Here is a 22153-nt window from a genome sequence, read left to right on the forward strand (position 1 = left end):
CCCGTTTATCTGGGCAGTGCTATTCAGTGAAAAACTATGCGAAAAGAGGAGCTTTTAAGTTTCAAATTTCAGTATAGGAAATGCTATACTCAAAAAGACGCATTTGCGAATCCTGTTTGACTTTTCTTTTAAGTTCAGAAGTAGGACTGTTCAAACATATAAGGCCGTAAACGTGTTGTCCAGACTTTGCAATATCCGCTTCAACCCATTCGATATATGTTTTGGTTTGCGCATAAGCATCATCATAACCGGAATCTTTTTTTAGCTCAATCACATAAAGGTCGTTATTATTATCCGTTGCTAAAATATCAAGTCTACCTGTACGAAGAATAAATTGCCTGCCGTACACGCCCCTTTTTTGATAGACCTTTAGTGGAAGGCCAAAAACCGGAATGCCCTGTTCCATTCTCTGAATTAGTTCATCTTCAAGAAGTTTTTCACTGGTAAATTGATGCTTTTTTATTCCTATGTTGATCGTGGAAGTGTCTACTGTGCTATCTTGAGAATCTGTATCGACATCACACTTTTTTGTTGCCAGGGGACGTTCAATCCGAGCAATAAGTTGTTTTGACACTTTGTATCCGCTTTTCTGAACGAATTCTTTTGCCTTGTCTGGTTGAACTAATGCCAAATAAGTACGAACGAGATTGTTTGCTGCAAAGCGTATATCTCTTTTCTCAGATAAGCATTTACAAAATACATCTTCAGCATCATGGTATTTCTTCTGCTTAAACAGACAATAGCCCAGGTTATTCAAGGCGTTTTCTGCCCCTGGAAAAACTTCTAATGTTTTCCTGTAATATGCTTCTTCTAACTGATAGTTGCGCTTTTTCCCATAGCACCAAGCCATCCAAAAGTAAATGTTATCTGTATAGAATATTCCTACACGATCTTCTACGTCCTCATATTGTTCTAAATACGATAGAGCGTTGCTCCACATTTGCATATTGTAATAAGTGTATCCCAATAATTCTTTTGCCAAATATATATCGCTGTTAGTTTGCAACACTCGTAATAACGCATCTGCAATATCTTCATTTTTTGCCCCGTAATAAACGCTTTCCAATGCCTCACACATTTCTGGAATACCTATACATACGCCGGGTCTATCGAGCAGTTCTCGCAAATAACTCCACATTCCAGGAATGCCTTCTTTTAGCGGTAAGACCAGACAATAAATAAAGTCTGAGCATGACATTTCTTCATCTTCAGCCAAATAACGCTTTATCTTTGCAGGAACATACTGTGCGAGCCTTTCGTTAATTGCTCCAGATTTTCCGGTAAGTAAGTCAATTACTGCAAAATATATTTGCTTGATGGGATCACCATTCGATAATCTCATAACAGAATTTCGGTATTCGATAAAGCAGGGATCTTTCAGAACATCGTATTTCATTAGTTCTGAATATCTGAGATACCCCATTGTCAAGCTATCTAAAAGCAAGTCACAATATTTACTCTGCAAATCGTCATGTAATACAGGGGGGGCAGATATTATAACATTTCGGCATTTTTGAAAATTGGGTTCCTTAGAAAAATCAAGTTGGTCATATACCCGGAAAAGCTCGTTTTGATAATGAATAAGTTCCATAGAATCTGCCATATTTAAGTTCCTCCTGACAGCATTGTTGACTTTTATATTATAGCATATCATGTAGCTTTCAGGTGGGAAAATGTGAATATAGACCCCACGGAAATATAATTCCGTAGGGCCTAGTGAAGTAATACTTATTTTTTAGGCTATGTCACAACAAACAGTTGATAAATAGCCATTTTTATAGGGGAGTATCAGAACTCCCCTACAAACTGTTATTTGCAGTTATCTATACTCATTTGGAATTTCGATATGAAGTGTCTCACACAATAACTTCACATCATGTGCATCATTTTCATCAAACTCGTATCCCAGATGGAACATTACTTGACTATATGGTTCAATACAGGAAACCTCTATTTCCTCAATTCTTCCTTTACCCGAAAAAGTTTCTACCGGAAAACAATCCCCATCATAAAGAATTTCACCTTCGTCCGTATATTCAAAACAATGCAAATCAATAATTCTGTTTTTCAAATCTTCCCATACAGTATGGTTCAATGTTGTATATTCCATCTTAATCTCATAAAAGCCATTAGCTTTCATTATTTCTATAAAGTTCTGATAATCGTTCTTTTCTACAAAAATGTCAATATCATTATGGGCTCTTGACTGATATCCAAGAAGAGCATCTACACCCCAGCCACCATCAAGAAAGACTTTAATCTCCGCATCTATTGCAAATTGAAGAATCTGTTTTACATCTGTTATATTGACCATCTTATCATCTCCACAAATTCTAATTAGGCGACCAGAGGAACTGCTGGTCTGTTTGATAAATCTCTGCATTTAGCAGTTTTCAATGTTGCCAAAACAAAAGTTAAGAAGATGTTCCTTTTCTCCATGTCGCTTTCTTTGGCGTAATTTACAAGGTTATTCCACACAAGATAGTTGTTCAGATACTTGGTAGAAACACCGTTAAAGCCACGCATAAACCTCTTTAGCTGGCTATGGTAGCTATTGATATGTTGGATATTATAAATGCCTTTCTTGGCTTTGCCAGTCTTTAACTGCACAAGGTCAATGCCATTGGCATTTGTAAATCTCACATAGGAGTTCATCTTGTCCGTAACAAGAGTGGAATTGGTCTTAATCCTACCATCATAAATATGATGTAAATCTCTTGTAGAAACTCTACCAGTATTCGTAATCTTGGAGATAGACAAGCCATTCCTATTAACCGCACAAGGAACACATACCTTTTCTTGGGACAAGCCTCTGATATGTGTAGAATGACCACGCTTATGAGCCTTGCGTGGCATAGCAAATGTCTTACTCTTGCTATGATTGCCCTTGTACGAGATGGCGAAAAAAGTTTCGTCAGCCTCAATAATGCCGTCAAGGGTAACATCGTCTGCCATATTCTGAAGTGCATCCAAAATCTTGTGTCTCCAAAGGAATGCGGTGTTTCTGTGAATCCCACAAGCAACAGCAGTCTTACGAATGGATAAGCCATTCATCATACAATCAATGTACTGCTCCCACACGGACAAGTCTTTTCTTGTACCAGACACAATGGAGTTCGTAGCAATCACGAAGGACTTGCCACAATCCTTACATACATATCGCTGTGTGCCATCTTTACGATGACCATTGCGAACCACATGGATACAGCCACAAAGAGGGCATACACGACCATTTGCAAAGCGTTCCTTTGCTACGAAATCTTCAATATTCAAAGACTTTACAAAGGCAGGACTTAAAAGCATTGTTTTAAGGCTTTCCTGCTCTGCGACAGTCAACTTACCGATAATATCTAATGCGTCTTTGATAGTAGGCATATCCAATTACCTCCTTCGGTGGTACTGTTTCTTACTATTATTATACGCTATTTCTCGTCAAAAATCAACCATTTGTTGTGACAGAGCCATTTTTTAAATGAAACATATCCAAAATGATATTGGGAATCTGAAATCGTTTGTTTCAAACTACGTCCCGTACTTGTTATTTTTAGCATTTCGGCGGTGATCTGCGTTTCAGGTTGAATGTGGGAGAGTTTTAACCAAATTCTTGCAAGTTCTCCGTGAAATTCATCAGGGTAGTTTGTACTATCTGGGCAGGACACAGGGGCCTTAGCTGAAAAAATCTCCTCAATATTTGCTGAAAAAGCAATGTCGTTGTCGTAATTTTCATTATTGATCGCAAAAAGAATTCGAACAGGTTTCCCGGATTTAATCTTATCGTTATACTGTTTTACTCGAGCATCACTCATCCCAAAAAAGAGAGATTGCGTAGAAAACCATGTATAACCTCGCTTCGCTTCATCTTGGATATACACCGCTATCGTTTCTTCACCATCTAGGAGATTTCCGCTAGATGAGGAGAGTCCCAATTTCATGAAGATAAAATCAGTATCGTTAATCTGGAGATCATCACGATCAGCAATCATAGTTTTCACCTCTTCTACATGAAGATATTTTTTCTTCAATTTTAGATAAAGATCCTCATCTTTTGCCAACATATACATTTCTAGGACATCGTTGAGAGCCGCAGTTTTAGTAATGCCCTTTTCTGCAACAAATTCACTAAAAATATCTTGGACGGTATCAGATACTGTGATTGTCATATAATTCTGTCTACCCATTAACATCCCCCTCATTTGTACCATATAGCCGATAGAGTATCTTATAAGGAGAATGTACCATATTCCCGGTAGAGTGTCAAGGGAGGAATTCGTACACTTATTGAAACAGGGGTCTTTATGTGATATATTGATTAAAAGGCAGGTGATTTACATGTCCGATACCGAAAAGAAAAGAGTGCGCCGGACAACCGAGGAGCGCATTGCTGAGGTCAATGCAAAAATCGAAGAACTCAACGGGCAAATCCAGAGTCTTGAGGAAAAAAAGCAAGAAGCTGTTACAGCCTACAATGATCGCATTGCCAAGGTGATGGACAGGATCAAGGGACTGGAAAAGCAGAAAGCGGCGATCCTGGCCCCTAAGCCCCCTCGCAAGCCGAGAAAGACCAAGAAGGAGAAAATCCAGGACTTAATGAAGCAGGCACAAAGGGCCGGTCTGAAGCCGGAGGAGATTGCTGAGCGCCTGGGACTTACCATCCAAGAGTAGTAAAAAATGGAGCCTGTTGCAGTTTGACCGCAACAGGCTCCATTTTACATTTTTATATTTTTATCAGCCGGACTTCCTTGCCGAGCGTATGTGCCTCACGCATGGTGAACAGTGTCCCTCCACGCTCCCGGCCATCATAGACAGCAATTACTCTATGGGCCTGCCCCGCCATATAACGGTTCCGCTGCATGAAGCAGGAAGGTATATAAGTCTGACATACCACCTTGATACCATCGCAGGCTCGTAGCAATTCATGGAATCTCGTGTCTCTGGTTTTCAGTCTGCCTGCATACGGGATTGCAGCTTCCAGGCTCAGCTCTGGATGGCGCTTCTTTTCTTCGGCTACAATCGCCGCAAATATTAAGTCAGTGCCATCGGCAAAGCCGGAAATAAAACGGGTATATCCATCGTCAATCGCCGTCTGGACTTCCCGCCGGAGTTCTTGCTCCACATAGGAAATACAAGCCGCAGAAATAATTCGGTGGCCCGTCACACAGCAAGTCTTTTCGGCCATAATATCCGCTCCTTTTTATTTTGATAACCGATTTTGGTTAATATGATTATATACCATGTTCGGTTAATATTCAAATGAAGGGGGGCTTATATATTGTGATTTCTTATGAAAAATTATGGATGACTATGAAAGAACAGGGAATCACGCAATATGCGTTGATAAAGAGATTCGGTATAAGCCCTGCGCAGATTACACGTTTGAAACGGAATGAGAGTGTAAGTACGCATACGATTGAAACATTTTGCAGAATCCTCGATTGTAGAGTTGAGGATGTTATGGAGTATATTAAAGATGAGCTATAAGAAAAAATGGGGGCGATATGGCAATCAGCCATATCGCCCCCAGAGTTTATCCAATTAAAAGTCTCCGTGCCTGTCCACCGCTTCTACACCTGCGGTTAAGGATATACCAAGCCGCTTCTTTCCACTCCCGATCTGAGTAGGCTGTAATATCAACTTCTTTAAGCTCCGAGAAATGTCGGTCAGATTTCGGGAGAAATCTTAAGTCAGAAATATAGTTGCACTGTTTCTGTTGGGCAAGCAGCTCTAAAAGTTCCATTAAGTACCTCCATAAAAAACTGGCCTACCGATGGAGGTAAATCCCTCTTGGCCAGTAATGACCACGTTGTTATAGCCGCTGGCACAGTGTAGGATCAGGACATTGCCGCTCTCATCCCAGCCGCAGACGATGCCCACATGGGTATCCTCCGGATAAAAGACCAGATCACCGATCTGCGCCTCGGCCCAGGTGATGCTGGTGCAGTAGCCATGCTGGGACATGGCTCCACCGCCGTGGCCGATGATGTACTCACCGCCTGTGGCATTGTAAAACACCCAGTCCACAAAGCCGGAACAATCCAGACCGTAGGGTCGGTAGGTGCCGGTGGTGCTGCTGCCTGCCGCTGTGACCTCCGTGATCCGTCCCCAGCGGCTGTCCCAGCCCAGGACAAGGCTCTTGCCACCCCAGAAGTAATTCACCTTACCTACCAAAGAACAGGCTGCACGGATGACTGCCTCACGCTCTGGAGACAAATCTTCCGGCAGGTTCAAAAGAACGTCCTTTGCATCGGCGGTCACGTCCATCAGACTGCCGATCAAGTCCTCCAGCATTTCTCGCTCCTCCAGCAGTTCCTGAAGCATTTCGAGCTGCTGGTCTGTGAAGCCATATTCTGCCGCCATTTCCTCGGCGGTTTTGCCGGTGATGGTGATGTGCAGCACTCGCTCCGTGTACCCATCGTCGGCTCCTTCACTGCTTTCCGGGTGTTCTATTTCCTCTACCTCATGGGAAATTGTGGTCATATCCCAAAAGACGGCCTCCAGGCGGTCAATACGGTTCTCATCCAGTGTGACCACATCCGTGGCATCTATCTCATTGCTGCCGGCAACCTTTACGGCAAAGACGGCAAGCACTTCTACCCAGTCCGCCCCGGCTCCTTCCATCACAACATCATCGTAAGTATCGTCCGATTGCAGTTCCTCCAGGGTTGCATTGTAAGCGTAGTTGACCTGGGCCACGGCAACAGACACCGGCACCCCCTCCTCGCTTCCACCACCCGCAAAGAAAATACCAAACGGGGATGCGGCAATAGCAGCGACGAGTATTAGACAAAGCATTACAATAAGAAGAACAATACCGCCGCCAGCAGCCAGGATGCCTTGCACCGCTGCCGCCGCAGCTCGTCCAACGGCCATTGCAAACCGCATGGCAAGTTTTCCGGCCTTTGCCGCTGCCACCTTTGTCTGCTGGGCCGCTTTCCTGGCCATGGCCTTTTGCGCTTTCTGTCGGGCTTTCTTTTGGGTAAGGGCCTTGGCCCGTTGTGCCGGAGACACCTGCTTCTGGGCAACCTTACCGCCCTTGGCCATTGTTTTCCTCTTTTGAAGGACTGTCCCCGTTTTGGGCCGATTGCCGTCTGCTTTTACCGGGCGAATGGACTTGCTGCCGGTTTTCTTGCCCAGAACCCTGGAACTGCTTTCTTTGGCGGCTGGTAGATCGGGTACTGCTCCCCCTCTGCGGCCCTGAGAAATCTGCGCTTCACCTCGCAAGGGCTTTGTAATCGTACCGCCTTTTCCACCATCCACACCAGCAGAGGGGGCTTTGCCGTTCACGCAGCCGTTTTGTTGGGCAGAGTCCATCAAGTGCGCCTGATCCCGTGTAAGGAACTTCTTCTGCTGCACCTGCTGTTCCTTCGTCTTTTTGGCATCCTGTATGGCCTTCTGCTTTCCTAACGCCTTTCCACGTTCCCCTGTATGTTGTGTTTCTGCATGGTGGTTTGCCCTATCGGTTGTGGAAAATCTGGTGGATTCTGTGGATGAATTTTGCCCATAGTATTGTGAGGGGGCTGCGGATTCACCCTGACTTTCGGGGATGACGGTATGCCCACTCCCATCGCCATCCACAGGCGATGCGTTGGATGAGGTGGGCGGGACAGTTTGCTCAGCCGCTTCATTCGGTGCCGGTGCGCTGGATTCTGCCGGGGAAGTCTGCTCACCAGGCGGGAGCTGCGGTTCGTTTTGCGGTGGAGTGTCTTTCTTTTCGGCTTTTTTGCGCTGCCGCTGCTTGATGAACTCGTGTTTGGCCTTCTGCTTGATGGCATCACCAGCAGTTCTCGCCACACGCTTGCCACCGCCTTCTACTTTGTCCGTAGCATAACGCACCGGGTCTTTCTGGCCCGGTGCGTTGCGTTCTTTTTGCTCTTGGTATTTCTCTTTGATGATGGATTTGGCCTCCCTGGGGATAAACCCTGCGGCTTTTGACTTTGGCTTTTCCAGGGAGCCTTTTTTCTTAATGTCGGCCATGGCGTTATCCCTCGCCCGGACGGGTACTCATCAAACGGTACAACTCTGTGTCCTTGGGAAAATCGTTGATAAGAGGAACAATCGAGCTGCCTACTTTAATCAAACCGTGGCCTACCGGGGAGTTATTGACATAGGCCATTTGTGTATCTGAAATTTTCAGAATTTCAGATAGCTGCTCTTGATCCTTGGCTGCCTGATTGAACATCAGCATAAATTCACTGTTTCCAAACATGAACTTTCCACGTTCGGATTCCAGGCACTCCTCTACATTCTGGGTAATGCCAGTTAGCATTGCACCGTACTTACGGAATCGCTTCCAGCATTTGTAGAGGAACTCCGAACTGTACTGGTTGATTCTGTTCTGTCCTCCGCCTCCGCTGGCGGCAAAAAACAGATAAATCTCGTCAATATAAACATGGGTATATTTGCCTTTTCTTCGGTTGCGAATGACACGATTGTAGATTGCATCCAGCATCACCAACAAGCCAACCGGCTTCAATTCCTCGCCCAGTTCATGAATGTCAAAGCAGAGGAGCCGGTTATCCGAGTTGATATTGGTCTGGTGGGCAAATACGTCAAGGCTACCCGTGGTAAACAACTCCAGAATCAAGGCAAGCTGTTCAGCACCGGGTTCCACCTGACGCTTCAAATCGTCATAGAGGTCTTTCAGCGTGGGGGGATCGCCCCGGAAGTTTTTCAGATATTGCCGATAAATATTGCCAGCGCAGCGGTCGATAATCGACTTTTGCCCCGGCTCAATTCGTCCCTCTGCCAACTGCTCAAAGAGGGACATAATAAAACCACTTTTCAGTTTCAGTGGGTCTTGGCCCTCATCGTATTCATCGGAAATGTCCATAGCATTGATATAGCTGCCACCGCCCGTATTGGAGATTACAATGACTTCACCTCCCATGGCGTTCACAAGTGGGCCATACTCTCGCTCAGGATCGACAATGATAATATCATCGTCGGTATTCAATGCTACGGAGGCCATTTCCTGCTTTGCTGCCATAGACTTACCGGAGCCGGAAACACCAAAGATAAAGCCATTACCATTCATGAGCGTTCTGCGGTCGCAGATAATCAAGTTGCCCGAAACGGCGTTTCTGCCATAGTAGATACCGCCGGTATCCATGATTTCCTGTGCCTTAAAGGGCATGAGAACGGCGGTGCTTTCCGTAGTCAAGCTGCGCAAGGAATCAATCCGCTGCAACCCATAGGGAAGCACGGTATTGAGGCCGTCCTCCTGCTGGAACATCAGATTCGAGATTGTGCAGCCGTGGCTGTTGCCGATAGAAACCAGGGATTCGGTATCTTGCTCCAACTGTTCCATGTTATCCGCAAGATGCGTAATCACGACTTGTGCCAGAAGAAGGCTCTGATCCCGCTCTGTGACGTCCGTATAAAGTTCTTCAGTCTGGTCTTTCAGCTGACGCAGGTGATATGGAACCGAGGCATTGAAATTATTGTGTTCCACCTGACGCTGTGTGTTACGGGTAATATCGGATTCAATGGCCATCAATCTTCGCTGAATTTCCTTGACTACCTCATCCGTAGGAATCGGCAGCAGGTTAATCGTCACCATCATGTTGCGAGGCAGATCGGCAAGGTCTGTAATCATGCGATCTCGGATGAAATTCGCATACTCCCGGATGAAAAGGACACGGCCCACCTGGTTGCCCACCTCATAATGATCGTTGCGGAACAGCATATAGTCCGGTGCAATAGAATCCCGTACATCTATTCCGCTTTCCGTAATACGATCATAGTCAAAATAGAACTGCGTCTCGGAGGGACGGAAGAAATCGTGGAACAGACGCATACGTTCTGCCACTGTGATTTCTGCCACTTTTACATCCAAGCGGCCAAGGTAGGTTTTGAGATCGGTTTCCGCTCGCTGAAAAAAGGAACGGGCTTCCTTTACCGTCTTTCTCTCCACGGAGATGGTAAGATACTTTTCTTGGCTGATATTGTTGCTGCTTTCCGCAGCACTGGTAAGAATTCCATTATGCTCCGTGCGATAATGATCTCTCCCGTCCCCTTTCATTTTCATCAGCAGGTTTTCCTCAAACTCTTGCTGATTCATGGTACGGTTATATAAGGTGATTTTTACCTGTGTACGGGCAGGCAGTGCATTGATGAAGGCGCAGTAGAGCAGAAAGAGATATTCCTGCATCTGTTTCCCGGCAACGGCATAGTTAATATCAAAAAATCGCCAGGTCTTGGAGTAAAGACCGGCGACTTCAAAAATCCCATCCTTATGCACTTTTTTGATGGGGATAGATTGCTGGACGCTGCGGGGAATAAAAAACTTTTCGTGGTTGGGGTTTTTCCCCTTAAAGGGTTTAATCATTTTTTCTTTCCCTCCTGTTGCGTGGTCTTCGGGATATAGCTGTTTTCAGACTTCCAGACACGGTGATTGGACAGCAAGAAGCAGGATTTGAACCACACCCAGGCGAACTTCTCCAACTTCATGCCGTTATACTGGAAAAAACCAGCCACGGCCAAGGGAGCAGCGCCCAGAATACAAATCCAGCTCACCGATTCCCGGCCCATAAATCTACTGAGCAAGGCATACAAGCCAACCGCCGTGCCTACGGCCAATGCAGAGCAGACAAACTGCCGCATGGTCAAGCCGAAAAAAATGGTTTCCTGATAGGTCAGGATTTCTTTGTTGATCTTAATTTCCATGCGTCACACTCCAAACATTTCTTTTGCGATGCGGTCGGCAGCTTTCACCAAACCAACCAGCACCAAAAGATTAAAGATGGTTTCGCCAAGATAGCCCCAGACTTGCGTGATGACTGCTGCTTCGGCGTCGATCACAGGTGTGCCGCTGGAGACATAGGCGGTAAAGATGATGCAGGCCAGCACCACCACGGCTCCCTCCATGCACACACCAATGTAGCTTTTGAGAAAGGACTTGCCGATAAAAGATGTGCTTTCTCCCGCAAAGGAGGATAGGGCTATGGGGGAAAGGGCCGCATACATATAGAGCTTAAAAAAGCGTCCATAGACTGTGAGAATCATAATGAAGGCCAGCACCGTGATAAAGAGACTGCCCAGCAGCGTGACCAGCCAAAGCGGGATGCTCTCCAGGAAGCCCAGGCTATTGATGGCATCTATCATTTCCGTTGGCATAGTAATGGAGGCTCCATCGGCACCGCCGACACTGCCTGCTGCGGTCGCCACAATACCGTTGCACACCGCAAAGATTTTCGTCAGAAAATCCATGCCGTAAGTAATGGCCACCTTTGCCAATACAAATTGGATCAGGTGGCGCACCACATATTCCGGTCGCTGAAAATCCCGGAAGCTGGCAGCACTCCGAAAGAGGCTAATGGCGAAAAATAGCACCAGCAAGCCATAGCCGATGGCCTGCATCCCGCCGTTGATGGTGACAATGGTACTCCAGATTGTGCCGCCTTTGAAGGTTTCCGGGGATTGTGTCAGCAGGCCCCACAGTTCCTCCATTTTGGTGTTCCATGTGGTAAAAGCGTTTTGAAGGTTGTCTACAACCCAGTTGTTGTCCAAATTGATTCACCTCCAGGTGAGTTTTCGATGGGATCAGGTTGTCCGCCGTCTTGATAAAATGGCGTAATTGTGATAAAATATAGCCACATCAGAAAGGGGGCTTTTCTATGTTGGATATTCGTCCGGTTTCCGATTTGCGCAACAAATTCAGCGAAATTGAGGAAACAGTCAAGGGTGGTCAGCCGGTTTATTTGACCAAAAATGGCTACGGCTCCATGGTGGTACTCAGTCTGGAACAGTATGCCGCTTTGACCGATGAAGTGGAGCTGCGCCTGGATGAAGCTGACCGGGCTGCGGCAGCAGATACCGTCCGCTATACAGAGGAAGAAGTGTTTGGCAGAGTGAGGAGTCGGCTGCATGAACGGAAAGCACTATAAGCTGCGATTCTTGCCGCTATTTGAAGAAGATTTGTCAGGCATTGTGGATTATATTGCCTATCGCCTGAAGAATCCCATAGCGGCTGACCAGTTGGTGGATGCCGTCCAGGAGGCCATTCGGGAGCGAACTACCTGTGCGGAAGCCTTTGAACCATACCACTCCGCCAAAGAACGCCAGTATCCGTACTATCGGATTTATGTAAAGAATTATGTGATTTTCTACGTTGTAATTGGCGATGTCATGGAAGTGCGCCGCATCCTCTACAATCGTCGGAATATCCCGGAGCATATCTAAAGGAGCAGCCGGTCTGTCGGAATGGCAGACCGGCTGCTTTTTCTCTTAGATAGCGCCGATGGTGGTGAGAATCTCCTTGGCAAAGGCGATCATCAGCCCACCAAACAGGCACAGAAAGCCCTGGGTACGCTGGCTGGCGTCATGGGACTGGATGCTCATGCCCACCTGGACAACACCCCAGCCCAGGATGATAACACCAATGGCCTTGATGATGTTGAAAATAAAGTCGGACAGGCTGTTGACGATGGTCAGAGGGTCAGAACCAGCGGCCATAGCAGGCACCGTGCAAAGGGTCATAGCCAGCATCGTCAAGGCTCCGGCGAAATAGTGCCGTCTGGCTCGGCGGTTCAGGGTGTTGGACTGTTCATTCTTCTTCATCAGCTTTTTCATGTTCGGATTCCTCCATTGTTTCAAATTGATAATCGTCCAGAGAACGAAAATCGTAGGGCAGATCGGATACCTCAAATTTGGTGGGCAGGCTCTTATGGACATAGGGCGCTGCGCCGCCGTCCTCCGTCAGCTTGATATTGGGGTGCTTCATGAGGTCGTATTTCTTGTCCAGCACAGGGCGCTCACCACGGATGAGCAGAATGGAATCGTTGGTATCCATTAAACGAATTTCCTCTTGCATCATCAGCTCACGGCCTGCCTGCTGATAGTTGGTAGAGCTGGAGCCGCTGTGTCCACGGGTCAGGCCACGGGTGCGGGTGTCCAGCGTCTCTTTGCCCAGCAGCTTGCTCATAAACTCCAGGGAGGTCGGCTCATTGCCGCCACCTAAAAACAGGAGGGTATCACAGTTGCCGATGATACTCTCCCATTCCTTCTCGTAGATGTTTTTGATCTGAGCGATATTCTGAACAATGATGTTGAGACTGATATTGTAGCTGCGGCAGGTAGCCAGGATTTTAGGGTAGCTGTCCGGCTGGGCAACATTGGCCCATTCATCCTGAATGACACGCACCGGAATCGGCAGTTTACCTTTATACTTCTCATCCGCCACCCGGTACAGTTCCTGAAAGCATTGGGTATAGAGCATACCCACCAGGTAGTTCATGCTGCCGTCCGCCACAGGGATGACACAAAAAATAGCCCTCTTGCGTTCGCCAAGAGAGCCAAAGTCCATATCATCCCGGAAGGTCATAGCTGCAAATTGGGGCATTGCCAGTGCCGCCAGACGAACAGCAGCAGAGACAAGGATGGTCTTTGCGGTCTTGCCTGCGGCCTGCTTGAAAATTTTGTACTGGTGGACTGCAATGTGGTCTGGTTTGTCGTATTCCAGCTGCAAAAAGAGCCGGTCTAAGGGGCTTTGGTATTCCTCGTCCTCCTCTCTTACCTGCGCACAAGTTAGCAGGTAGGTAATCATTTCAAGGTTTTGCTCATACGGCGGAGCTTCATGGAGCAGATAGAGCATCAGGGCAGAATCCAGTGCAATTTCCGCTTTTTCCCAGAAGGGGTCAGAGTTATTGGCGTTCTTTGGAGTGGTGTTGCGGATCAGATTGTCCATCAATTTCAGCACATCGGCCTCGTTGCGGATATAGGCAAAGGGGTTATATCCGTCCGATTGGCTGGGGTCAATCAGGTTGAACACCACGATTTCATATCCCATTTCTTTGAGCAGATTCCCGGAGGAACGCAGCAGCTCCCCCTTCGGATCAGTAATGATATAGGAACAATTTGCGCTATAAAGCCATGGTTTTGCCACGAACCGGGTCTTACCGGAACCGGAGCCGCCTACCACAACAATATTGAGATTACGGCGGTGCTTGTAGCTGTTAAAGTTGATACTGACATTCTGCGTCAGGATGACATTGGATAAGGGGTCTTTGGCATCGGCGTACTTCTTGCAGAGGGCCTTGGGGTCGCCCCATTTGGCGGAGCCATACTCCTCCCCCGGTCTGCGGTTTTCACTGGAGGTGTAGTAGAGGCCAATGCCACAGCCATAGCACACCAGACAGATCAGCACAACCTTCATGGAATGTGGCTTCCACTGGATGGAGAACGGATGGGCGAACTGCCCGGAGAGCCGTTCCGTCAGGGTAAACAGGTTCATGCCATCTTCATAGGCGGTGGCAATCAGCAAAGCGGCCCAAACCACCAGAATGGACAGTGCCGCCCACAAAGGGGCGGCACTGCGAAAACTCTGATTGCGCTTCACGGCTTAGTACCCAGTCTTGGGCAGGGTCGTGATGGTTTTGGCGTAAACCTTGGTCACCCAGCGGCTTACAGCCTGAATCCACTGACCATTGTAGACACCGCCCACATCAGCCACATTGACAATGCTGGAGCCATTAGCAAGGCCACCCACCACATTGCCGTGGATATAAGCAGTTTCTACTTGCCCAAAGCCGCCCTTGACGGTGCCGAACACGAACATAATCTCGGTGACACGCTCGTTAGAGGCAAGGCCCAGGGCCGCAGGACTGGCTTCCAGCACATAGTTCTTTGTGGTGGAAAGGCTGTCAGCCAACGTCTGATAGCTGTCCTTCAGATTGGTCTTGTAGACGATCTTATAGGAGAGTTGCTGGTTGTAGGTGCCGGTAACTACCTTGGAGAGCGACACCTGACCGGGCAGCGTATCTCTCCAATAGAAAGAGGAAAGCGGCACGGTGGAGGTGTTGCCAATGCCGGTGATGGTGTACTGGATGGGCTGGTTAGGCATGACCTCGGCATAGCCAGTCTTTTTGATGGCTACGCCTGTGGATACGCTGTTGTCCTCCACCTCAAATGTCACGATCTGGCCTTCGTAGTCCAGATATGCGGTCAAGACAGTGGGATTGATGGCGTAGTAATCGGGGGCCTGTACCTCACGGATGGTATAGCGGCCCAGGGGCAGGAGCTTGGATACCGCTCTGCCGTTGTAATCGGACACGATGGTGTCCACGACATTACCGGCCTTGTCGTAGATTTCAAACACGGCCCCTTCCAGCAAAGTCCCCGCAGGCAGGGCGTTGATGGGGTTATCGTCTGCGGATTTCTTGATGATCTGGATCTGTCCCATGATGGGGGTGTTCTCCCACTCCACCAGGGTTGTCTCACCGGATTTTACATAGACCGTTTTGCGCTGCGTATCCAGGATGTAGCCCTCGTTTTCCAGCTCACGGAGATAGTATCGTCCGGTTTCCAGATTCTCGATGTAGACGTAACCCTGGTCATCGCTGGTGTACTGGCCTACGGGGTTGTTGCTGGCGTCATACAGCAAGAAGGTCACGCCGTAAATGCCCTTGCCGGTGCTGCTGTCGGTCTTGTGAATGAGAATACCGGAGAAGGCTTTATTGGTGACGGTCAGCTTGCTGGTCTTGCCCTCCTTTACCTCGAAGTAATGGGGAGTGTCATCCAGCTTATAGCCGTCCGGGGCTTCAATCTCCACGGCATAGTAGGCTCCGTCCTCCAGGGAGAGGAACACCCGGCCATTCTTGTCCGTGGTCACGGTGTCCACCAGGGCATCATCCATCTTGCGAATTTCAAACGTGGCATTGGCCAGCCGCTCTGTTTTGTCCGCTTCGTCTACCTTGATGATCTCCACGCCGCCCACCGGATCGTTGTAGAAAGTCAGCTCCTGGGTGTCGTTGGGATTGATAACCACCGTCTGGGTACGGGTTTCCTCGTGGATGGTGTAGCCCTCAATGGTTTGGGTTTCTGTCACTACAATGGTGCCGGTCAGTCCAGACAGAATGATCTGTCCGTTCTTGTCCGTGGTGTAAATGCCCTTGCTGGACAGAGTACCGCCCTCGGCATCCACATAGGAGCCGTCCGAGTAGGTCAGCTTAAACTCTACGCCCTCCAGGGGAGCCTTGGTGACAGAATCCAGCTTATTGATGATGAGATTGCCCTTGGGCTGGTTGAAAAACTCCAGGGTATATGTCTGGTGATCCTTGATTTGGATGGTCTTGGGGGTATTGTCCAGCAGGTAGCCGTCCTTGGGCTTGACCTCCTGAACCACATAGCCACCCGGCTCCAGGTCGGGGATGGTGATATAACCATTTTCATCGGTGCGGAACTCACCGTTGGACGTACCGACTACGGCCCCGTCCGTAGTGGTCACTTTGAAGATTACCTCGCTGAGCGGTTCCTTGGTTACGCTGTCCATCTTCTTGATGACCAGCCCACCCAGGGGTTCATTGGCGATGGTGACTTCTTTGCAGCTGCCGCTTTCCACCTTAACGGTCTGAGCGGTGCCGTTGAGCAGATAGCCCTCTGCGGCCTTGGTTTCGGTGATGGAGTAGCAGCCAGCAGGGATATTGCTCAACTTGATTAGGCCGTTGGCGTCGGTGGTATAGGTACCTGCGGGATACTCACAGCCATTGCACCCAGCGATTTTGAACTGCACACCGGACAGAGGCTTACGAGTTACGCTGTCCACCTTGGTGATCAGGAGACAGCCCTGGGGGGTGTTGCGGAACTCCAGGGTGACGGTCTGCCCTGCCTTGATGGTGGCCGTCTGGGGGGTATCATCCAGCTCATAGCCGGTCTTGGCTCTGGTTTCCTTGACTACCAGGGTAGTACCGGGGTCGATCCCCTCAATGAGAATCGTACCGGCGCTGTCAGTGACGAACTTGCCGTTGGCGTCGCCCACCACCGTGCCGTCTGCGGTTGTAACCATGAACTCTACATCGCTAAGCGGCTCATGAGTTTCACTGTCAATTTTCTTAATCAGCAGGCTACCTTTGGGGCTGTTCCCAAAATAGAGCTGCACCACATCCTGTTCCTTGCCGGAGATAAAAACGGTCTGGGGTGCGGTGTCAATGACGTGGCCATTCGGACTGGCCAGCTCCTCCACAACGTAGGTGCCTGCCTCCAGGCCAGTGACGGTAAAACTGCCATTGGCGCTGGTCTTATAGGTACCGATGACGGTGCCACCGCTGCCGGAGGTGCCGCCCAGGTAGCGCACCTGGAACACAGCGCCCTCCAGGGCCTCGCCAGTGACGGAATCGTATTTCCAGACTACCAGAGCGGACAATGGGGTGTTCTCAAAGATCAGCTGCACACCTTTATCATTGTCCACATATATGATCTGCTCGGAGGGGTCACGGAGGGCATATCCGGTAGGCGGATCAACTTCCACTACCTTGTACCAGCCGGTATCCAGCTTGTCCAGATAGATTTCACCGTTTTCATCGGTGTAATAGAAGTTCTGATCCAGCTTTTGGAACGTGCCGTCCTCGGTGTTGTCCTTGGATACCCAGAGTTCAAACTTGGCCCCCTTCAGAGGGTTGCCGGTGACTGAATCAATCTTCTTGATGGTCAGGCCCGGCTTCTTTTCGTTTTCAATGGTAATTTCGGTAGTCTTACCGGGCCGCAGATAGACCTCATGGGGCGTGGAGTCCAGGATATAACCGTCCGGGGCCTGAATCTCGGTGACGATGTAGTATCCCTCATCCAGATGGATGTTTTCTACGGTAATAGAACCGTCCGGGCCTACGGGGAAGTCTCCGATCTTCACGCCTGCCTTGGTCTTGACCTCAAAGATGGCTCCTGTCAGGGCATTGCCGTTGATGTCCACTTTGTGGATGGTCAGTGTGGGGCGCTTGTAGTTCTGGAACTGCACCGTGGCATCCCGATTCGGCTCCAACGTCACCTGTTGGGGGGTGGTGTCCAGGATATAGCCCTCCGGGACACTCTGCTCGGTGACGGTGTAGACACCGGGCAGCAGGTTCTCAATGGTTACGGTACCGTCCTCGCCGGTGGGTTCCGTAGTGATGGTGGGGCCGTCGGCATAGTTCAGCGTGAAGGTCACGCCGGGGATGGGTTCGCCGGTGTCCTTGTCCGTTTTGCGGATGGTCAGATTAGGCCGCTTATCGTTTTGGATGGTAATGGTAGAGGTCTGTCCAGGGAACAGCTCTACATGGTATTCGGTAGGGTCTAAGATGTGGTCGGACACGGTGGCGGTTTCCTTGACGGAGTACACACCCGGCTCCAGGTCGGCAATCAGAATCTCGCCCTGGGCATTGGTGGTACGGTCAAGGTAGTGGCTCCCATCTTCGATTTTAGCAATGCGGAAGGTAACACCAGCCAGCCGGGAACCGTCTGCACTGAGCTTAATCAGCTGGAAAGACGGCTTGATGGAGTTGGTGAACACAAATTGAGCATCCTCGTTGGGGTCAAGCTGGATAATACGCTGGGCCTCGTCAATGATGTAGCCAGGGCAGGACTTCTCCGTCACCACATAGGCCCCAGCGGGCAGATGAGACAGGTCGATCTCGCCGTTTTCATCGGTGGTAAACTCCTCCGGGCCGTAGTCCCCCGCCACCGATTTGATCTCAAAGACCGCATTGGGAATGACCTTGGAGGGGTCAGCAGAATCCACCTTAATGAGCTTCAGGCCGGGTTTCATGTCATTAAAGAAGGTCAGCTCTTTAATGCCGCTGCCAGCTTCCAGTTCCACCGACTGGGGGGTGGTGTCCAGAATATAGCCATCGTCGCCGGTATCCACTTCAACGGCACGGTAGGTTCCAGGCTCCAGGTTAGTCAGGAGAATCTCGCCAAACTCATCCGTGCGGAACGTACCCAGGCTTTCCTCATCCTTCCACACTTCAAAGGTTACTCCGGGCATGGCCACATAGTTTTTGCGGTCGTATTTGATGATCCGCAGGCCGGGTAGTTCTTTGTTGATGATGGGGAATGTGGTGGTTTCACCGGCGACTACGGTTGTGGTATAGATGGTATCATCCAGTTCCCAGCCAACAGGGGCCGACGTTTCCTGAACCCGATAGGCTCCAGGCTTGATTTCGGTGAAAATGGCACAGCCAGCGGAGTTTGTTGTGGCTGTATAGGTCTGTCCGCTCTCAATGTGTTCGATGGTAATGACGGCTCCCGGCAGATTCATACCCGTGTCAGACTTTTTCTCAATTCGCAGACTGCCATAGGGGTCATTGAAAAATGTGACCTCCGCCACCTCGTCATAGACCACAGTGACATTCTGGGCAGGTTGCTCACTGATGAGATAGTGCTGGGGGGCCTGACGCTCAATCACAGTATAGTTGCCGGTATGAAGCAGGGGGATGTAGATTTCGCCATTGCCATCTGTGGCAAAGGTTCCGATACTGTCACCCTCCGGCCCTATGACCTCGAACAGCGCACCAGCAAGGGGCAGCTCGGTTCCGGTTTCATATTTCAGAATCCGCAGGCCGGTGCCTTCGGGATCATCGTTAGGATCGTCGGTGTAGTTACTGTACGCAGACAAATCCATAGTAACGGTGGGGTCGGTATCTACCACATAGTTCTGCAAGTTGCCGTAGATGTCTGTTTGCTGGCAAATAGCGTAGAACACCGCATACTTGTAAACGTCCGTACTGAAGGACAACTGCACACTGCCGGTTTCGCCCTGGATGCTCTCTACCGGATACAGCACCTTAAACTGACCGGCATAGCCATCGCCGGTGCCTTCGGTCGTAATGGTGGTAATATCCTGATTGCTGAGATTCACAATCCGAGTGCCTTCCGGGACGGAGTCGGGGTCGGTAAAAGCTACATTGACTGTGTAATCGCACACCCATGTTTTGCTCCAAAAGGTGAAGATCTGCTGCTTATACTGCTTGCCGTCTACGGTGACGGCGTATGCAGTGTCACGATCCGGGGTACAGGTGACATTGGGAGAAAGAATCTCTGTCCAGCTTGTACCTCTAGCATAAATGTCCTTTGCAGCGGCAAGGATTTTCTGCCCTCGCTGAAGCTCCTCGCCGGTCAGGGAGGGATTGATCTTGACATTGTTGATATTCCAATTACTCAGCAAGTAACACCACAGGGCAATTTTGGTGGCGTAGTATCCCTGGTATTTATTTTCCAGGCCCAGCTCACCCAGGCTGCGGGTCGGATAGCCATTTGCGATAATGCCCATGATTTTGGGGTCGCTGGTCTTTTCTTCCGCAAGATATTCAATGCTTTCCCCCACTCCAACGGTTTGCGGGACACCGGGGGTCGTTGGATTCACACAGTATGCGGGAATTTCTCTGACCACGCCCTGGGCGTTCTGGTACTTGTAATAGGTGTAGATCAGGGTCTGCACTCTGCCATTAACGGACAGATAGGACAGCTTCGTGCCGCCGTTATAAATATCAACCTCGCCCAAGGCTTCTTCTACGCTACTGGCAGCAGAGGCAAAGCCGGTACAGAGGCTCAGCAATGTAGCGATGCACAACAGAAGTGCAATCAGTCTCCGTGTCATGGTATGACCTCCTTGTTTGAATAGCAAAGACGCCCGATGCAATCGCATTGGGCGTCTTTATTATGGTGGATATAAAGTTGAAAATCAGATTAGATTTGGTGCATGATATTGTATTCTGTGCGCTGGAAAATGCCGTCCTTATATACATCCCACGCTTCCATCAGATAAGTTCCGGGAGGGCAGGAGTTGAATAGATTGGTAATCTCTGTGGCTCTCCAGGGCCAGAATGCCTGCGGAGTAGTCCCCATGGGAATGGTGAGTGAGATCTTCACCTTGTCATTTCCGCTGGGATGGAGTACGGGCTTGCCGTCCATCCAGGTTTCGGGATTGTCCCCAATGGCATTGTAGAGTGTATATAACATCCGGCGGGTTTCGTAGAGATTGCGGACATAGAGATAGTCTTGACCGCCGCTGTTATACCGACGAACCTCCGGGGCCGGTAGTTCCACCTGGGGCATGAGGCTCCAGTCACAGGTGGCCGTGGGCAGTTCGGGGAGAGGGCCGTCCTGGAACATATTCTTATCCCAGCGGCTCACATCCGTAATCGTGTAGGTAGAACCGTCATCGCAGAGGATCTGGTCGCCCACTTTGGGTTGGTATCTGGAGCCGGTTGCTGCTGCTGCGTGATACGGATCAGTGGCAGTAGTAGTGGATTGCTCGCCATTTTGCCCGGTAGGTTCTGTGGTAATCACCACAGTGCGGGTGTCGTTGTCCCAGCTCACGCCAAAGCCAAGCTTGTCACCAATATCCCTGAGCTGGAAGTAGTTGCTGCCGTTAATCAGATAGCCGGTCAGCTCGATTTCCTGACCGTCCAGTGTGATTCGCTGGTCGGTGTCGGTGGTGGGCGTTGCAAGGATGCCAGCAGCATAGGCTACGCTACCGCCGAACAGGGCGGCTCCGCAGAACAGACCTGCAAGGAATATGGGGATATTCTTTTTCATCTTGATTGCCTCCTTGTCAGTATGGTATCTGCTGACATCATAGCAATGATTCAGGGGACTGTCAAAAAAACAATTACACCATCTTTGCCTGTACGCACCAGCGGTACTCCGGCTGATCCATGACGCAGGTCACAAGTGTGATGATATTGTCATGGCTGGCATCCAGCACGGATACCTGAGTGCTGAGAATCTTCTGCACCGAGTAGACCTCGTAAGTGCGGGTTCCCAGCTTGGTGGTCAGGGTAATCTTATCACCTCCAGACAGCGTATGGATTTTGCCAAAGTGGTTATTTACACCTCTGTTATGGCCTGCGATTGCCACATTGCCATTCCAGATGCTGGTGTTTTCAAAATGCCCTGCGCCGGTAGCCAGAGCTGTGGCGTCAGTTCCCTCATATACCTTGACATTCAGCCCAATGGACGGGATGGACAGGGTAGCCAGGTGGCCCCCGCTGTAATAGAGGGCATCCGTAACCGGCGTATAGGCCGTCACGCTGCCGCTGGTGTCCACGCTGGGCAAGGTGGGCGTAACCGTGGTGTTGGGGATGGTGGGTGTGCCGCTGCCCGTTGAGATGTTGTTTCCAGGGCCGGTATAAATCTGCCCATCCCGGATCAGATTCGGGGTCAGCAGCTCGCCGCTGCCCAGGACGTAGGAGGTGGGCGAGCCAAAGGCAGGCGGGATCAGGGCAGCGTTCTTGCTGCGGTCGGTGTTGGCCGGTGCATCGGTGGTCACATAGATGGTGTCATCCGAGGTGGGCCTACCAAAGAGCGGATTGTCCGGTGCATCAAAGGAATACTCCAGCGCACTGGCAGGCAGCATGGTGGCTCCCATCAGGCAACAGGTGGCAAGCAGCATGGCAAGAAGTTTCTTCAT

At 49.6% G+C, this 22153-nt stretch carries 18 protein-coding genes; 4 read left to right on the forward strand and 14 right to left on the reverse strand.

Translation table 11 applies throughout. The features are described from left to right. Positions 1 to 61: 61 nt before the first annotated feature. From H9X86_RS02120 to H9X86_RS02135, 4 genes are all read right to left on the reverse strand, one after another. On the reverse strand, positions 62 to 1603 hold the full coding sequence (locus H9X86_RS02120; RefSeq protein WP_087399082.1) for an endonuclease NucS domain-containing protein: 1542 nt from the start codon (positions 1601 to 1603) through the stop codon (positions 62 to 64). Between the two features lie 216 nt (positions 1604 to 1819). Next, positions 1820 to 2314: a lincosamide nucleotidyltransferase Lnu(C) gene (lnu(C), locus tag H9X86_RS02125; protein WP_019543803.1), complete on the reverse strand. Its 495-nt coding sequence runs from the start codon at positions 2312 to 2314 to the stop codon at positions 1820 to 1822. A 23-nt stretch (positions 2315 to 2337) separates the two neighbouring features. Beyond that, positions 2338 to 3375 (reverse strand): IS1595-like element ISSag10 family transposase, encoded by a 1038-nt coding sequence (locus H9X86_RS02130; RefSeq protein ID WP_002837184.1) that lies wholly within the window; start codon positions 3373 to 3375, stop codon positions 2338 to 2340. Between the two features lie 47 nt (positions 3376 to 3422). After that, on the reverse strand, positions 3423 to 4178 hold the full coding sequence (locus tag H9X86_RS02135; protein ID WP_204899941.1) for a hypothetical protein: 756 nt from the start codon (positions 4176 to 4178) through the stop codon (positions 3423 to 3425). A gap of 151 nt (positions 4179 to 4329) precedes the next feature. Between H9X86_RS02135 and H9X86_RS02140 the strand changes: the two genes are divergently transcribed. Continuing rightward, on the forward strand, positions 4330 to 4662 hold the full coding sequence (locus tag H9X86_RS02140) for a hypothetical protein (RefSeq protein WP_087399097.1): 333 nt from the start codon (positions 4330 to 4332) through the stop codon (positions 4660 to 4662). 52 nt (positions 4663 to 4714) lie between these two features. On the opposite strand, the gene H9X86_RS02145 is transcribed toward H9X86_RS02140, so the two are convergent. Beyond that, entirely contained in the window at positions 4715 to 5176 is a 462-nt protein-coding gene (locus H9X86_RS02145) for an SLOG family protein (RefSeq protein ID WP_087399080.1), read from the reverse strand. 119 nt (positions 5177 to 5295) lie between these two features. On the opposite strand from H9X86_RS02145, the gene H9X86_RS02150 reads away from it, so the two are divergent. Then, on the forward strand, positions 5296 to 5478 hold the full coding sequence (locus H9X86_RS02150) for a helix-turn-helix domain-containing protein (protein WP_346011411.1): 183 nt from the start codon (positions 5296 to 5298) through the stop codon (positions 5476 to 5478). A 255-nt stretch (positions 5479 to 5733) separates the two neighbouring features. Here H9X86_RS02150 and H9X86_RS12430 read toward each other — a convergent pair whose 3' ends face one another. The 4 genes from H9X86_RS12430 to H9X86_RS02170 are packed head-to-tail and all read right to left on the reverse strand — an operon-like array spanning position 5734 to position 11505. Beyond that, positions 5734 to 7971 carry a C40 family peptidase gene (locus H9X86_RS12430; RefSeq protein ID WP_243416788.1) on the reverse strand — a complete coding sequence of 746 codons (2238 nt, stop codon included), beginning with the start codon at positions 7969 to 7971 and terminating at the stop codon, positions 5734 to 5736. 4 nt (positions 7972 to 7975) lie between these two features. Then, complete coding sequence (locus H9X86_RS02160) at positions 7976 to 10324, reverse strand: VirB4-like conjugal transfer ATPase, CD1110 family (protein ID WP_204899943.1); 2349 nt, start codon at positions 10322 to 10324, stop codon at positions 7976 to 7978. After that, a complete protein-coding gene (locus H9X86_RS02165; RefSeq protein ID WP_204738791.1) occupies positions 10321 to 10662 on the reverse strand; it encodes a PrgI family protein in 342 nt (113 codons plus the stop codon). Before H9X86_RS02165 ends, H9X86_RS02160 begins: the two co-directional genes overlap by 4 nt. A 3-nt stretch (positions 10663 to 10665) precedes the next feature. Next, the gene (locus H9X86_RS02170; protein ID WP_204899944.1) at positions 10666 to 11505 is read right to left on the reverse strand and encodes a VirB6/TrbL-like conjugal transfer protein, CD1112 family; all 840 of its coding nucleotides are present in this window, start codon (positions 11503 to 11505) and stop codon (positions 10666 to 10668) included. Positions 11506 to 11612: 107 nt separating this feature from the next. Between H9X86_RS02170 and H9X86_RS02175 the strand changes: the two genes are divergently transcribed. After that, positions 11613 to 11882, forward strand: a complete 270-nt coding sequence (locus H9X86_RS02175; RefSeq protein ID WP_087399074.1) for a type II toxin-antitoxin system Phd/YefM family antitoxin — start codon at positions 11613 to 11615, stop codon at positions 11880 to 11882. Then, entirely contained in the window at positions 11863 to 12177 is a 315-nt protein-coding gene (locus H9X86_RS02180; protein ID WP_087399073.1) for a type II toxin-antitoxin system RelE/ParE family toxin, read from the forward strand. Before H9X86_RS02175 ends, H9X86_RS02180 begins: the two co-directional genes overlap by 20 nt. Positions 12178 to 12222: 45 nt before the next feature. Here H9X86_RS02180 and H9X86_RS02185 read toward each other — a convergent pair whose 3' ends face one another. From H9X86_RS02185 to H9X86_RS02205, 5 genes are all read right to left on the reverse strand, one after another. Further along, positions 12223 to 12567, reverse strand: coding sequence for a TrbC/VirB2 family protein (locus tag H9X86_RS02185; RefSeq protein ID WP_243416789.1), 345 nt, complete (start codon positions 12565 to 12567; stop codon positions 12223 to 12225). After that, the gene (locus tag H9X86_RS02190; protein ID WP_204899945.1) at positions 12542 to 14332 is read right to left on the reverse strand and encodes a VirD4-like conjugal transfer protein, CD1115 family; all 1791 of its coding nucleotides are present in this window, start codon (positions 14330 to 14332) and stop codon (positions 12542 to 12544) included. The genes H9X86_RS02185 and H9X86_RS02190 overlap by 26 nt, the downstream gene beginning before the upstream one ends. A 3-nt stretch (positions 14333 to 14335) precedes the next feature. Next, positions 14336 to 20338, reverse strand: a complete 6003-nt coding sequence (locus H9X86_RS02195) for a SpaA isopeptide-forming pilin-related protein (protein ID WP_204899946.1) — start codon at positions 20336 to 20338, stop codon at positions 14336 to 14338. Between the two features lie 89 nt (positions 20339 to 20427). Beyond that, positions 20428 to 21279, reverse strand: a complete 852-nt coding sequence (locus H9X86_RS02200; RefSeq protein ID WP_204899947.1) for a stalk domain-containing protein — start codon at positions 21277 to 21279, stop codon at positions 20428 to 20430. A 73-nt stretch (positions 21280 to 21352) separates the two neighbouring features. Continuing rightward, positions 21353 to 22153, reverse strand: coding sequence for a class D sortase (locus H9X86_RS02205; protein WP_204899948.1), 801 nt, complete (start codon positions 22151 to 22153; stop codon positions 21353 to 21355).

The organism is Pseudoflavonifractor capillosus, from assembly GCF_016902575.1.
Lineage (GTDB): Bacteria > Bacillota > Clostridia > Oscillospirales > Oscillospiraceae > Enterenecus > Enterenecus capillosus_A.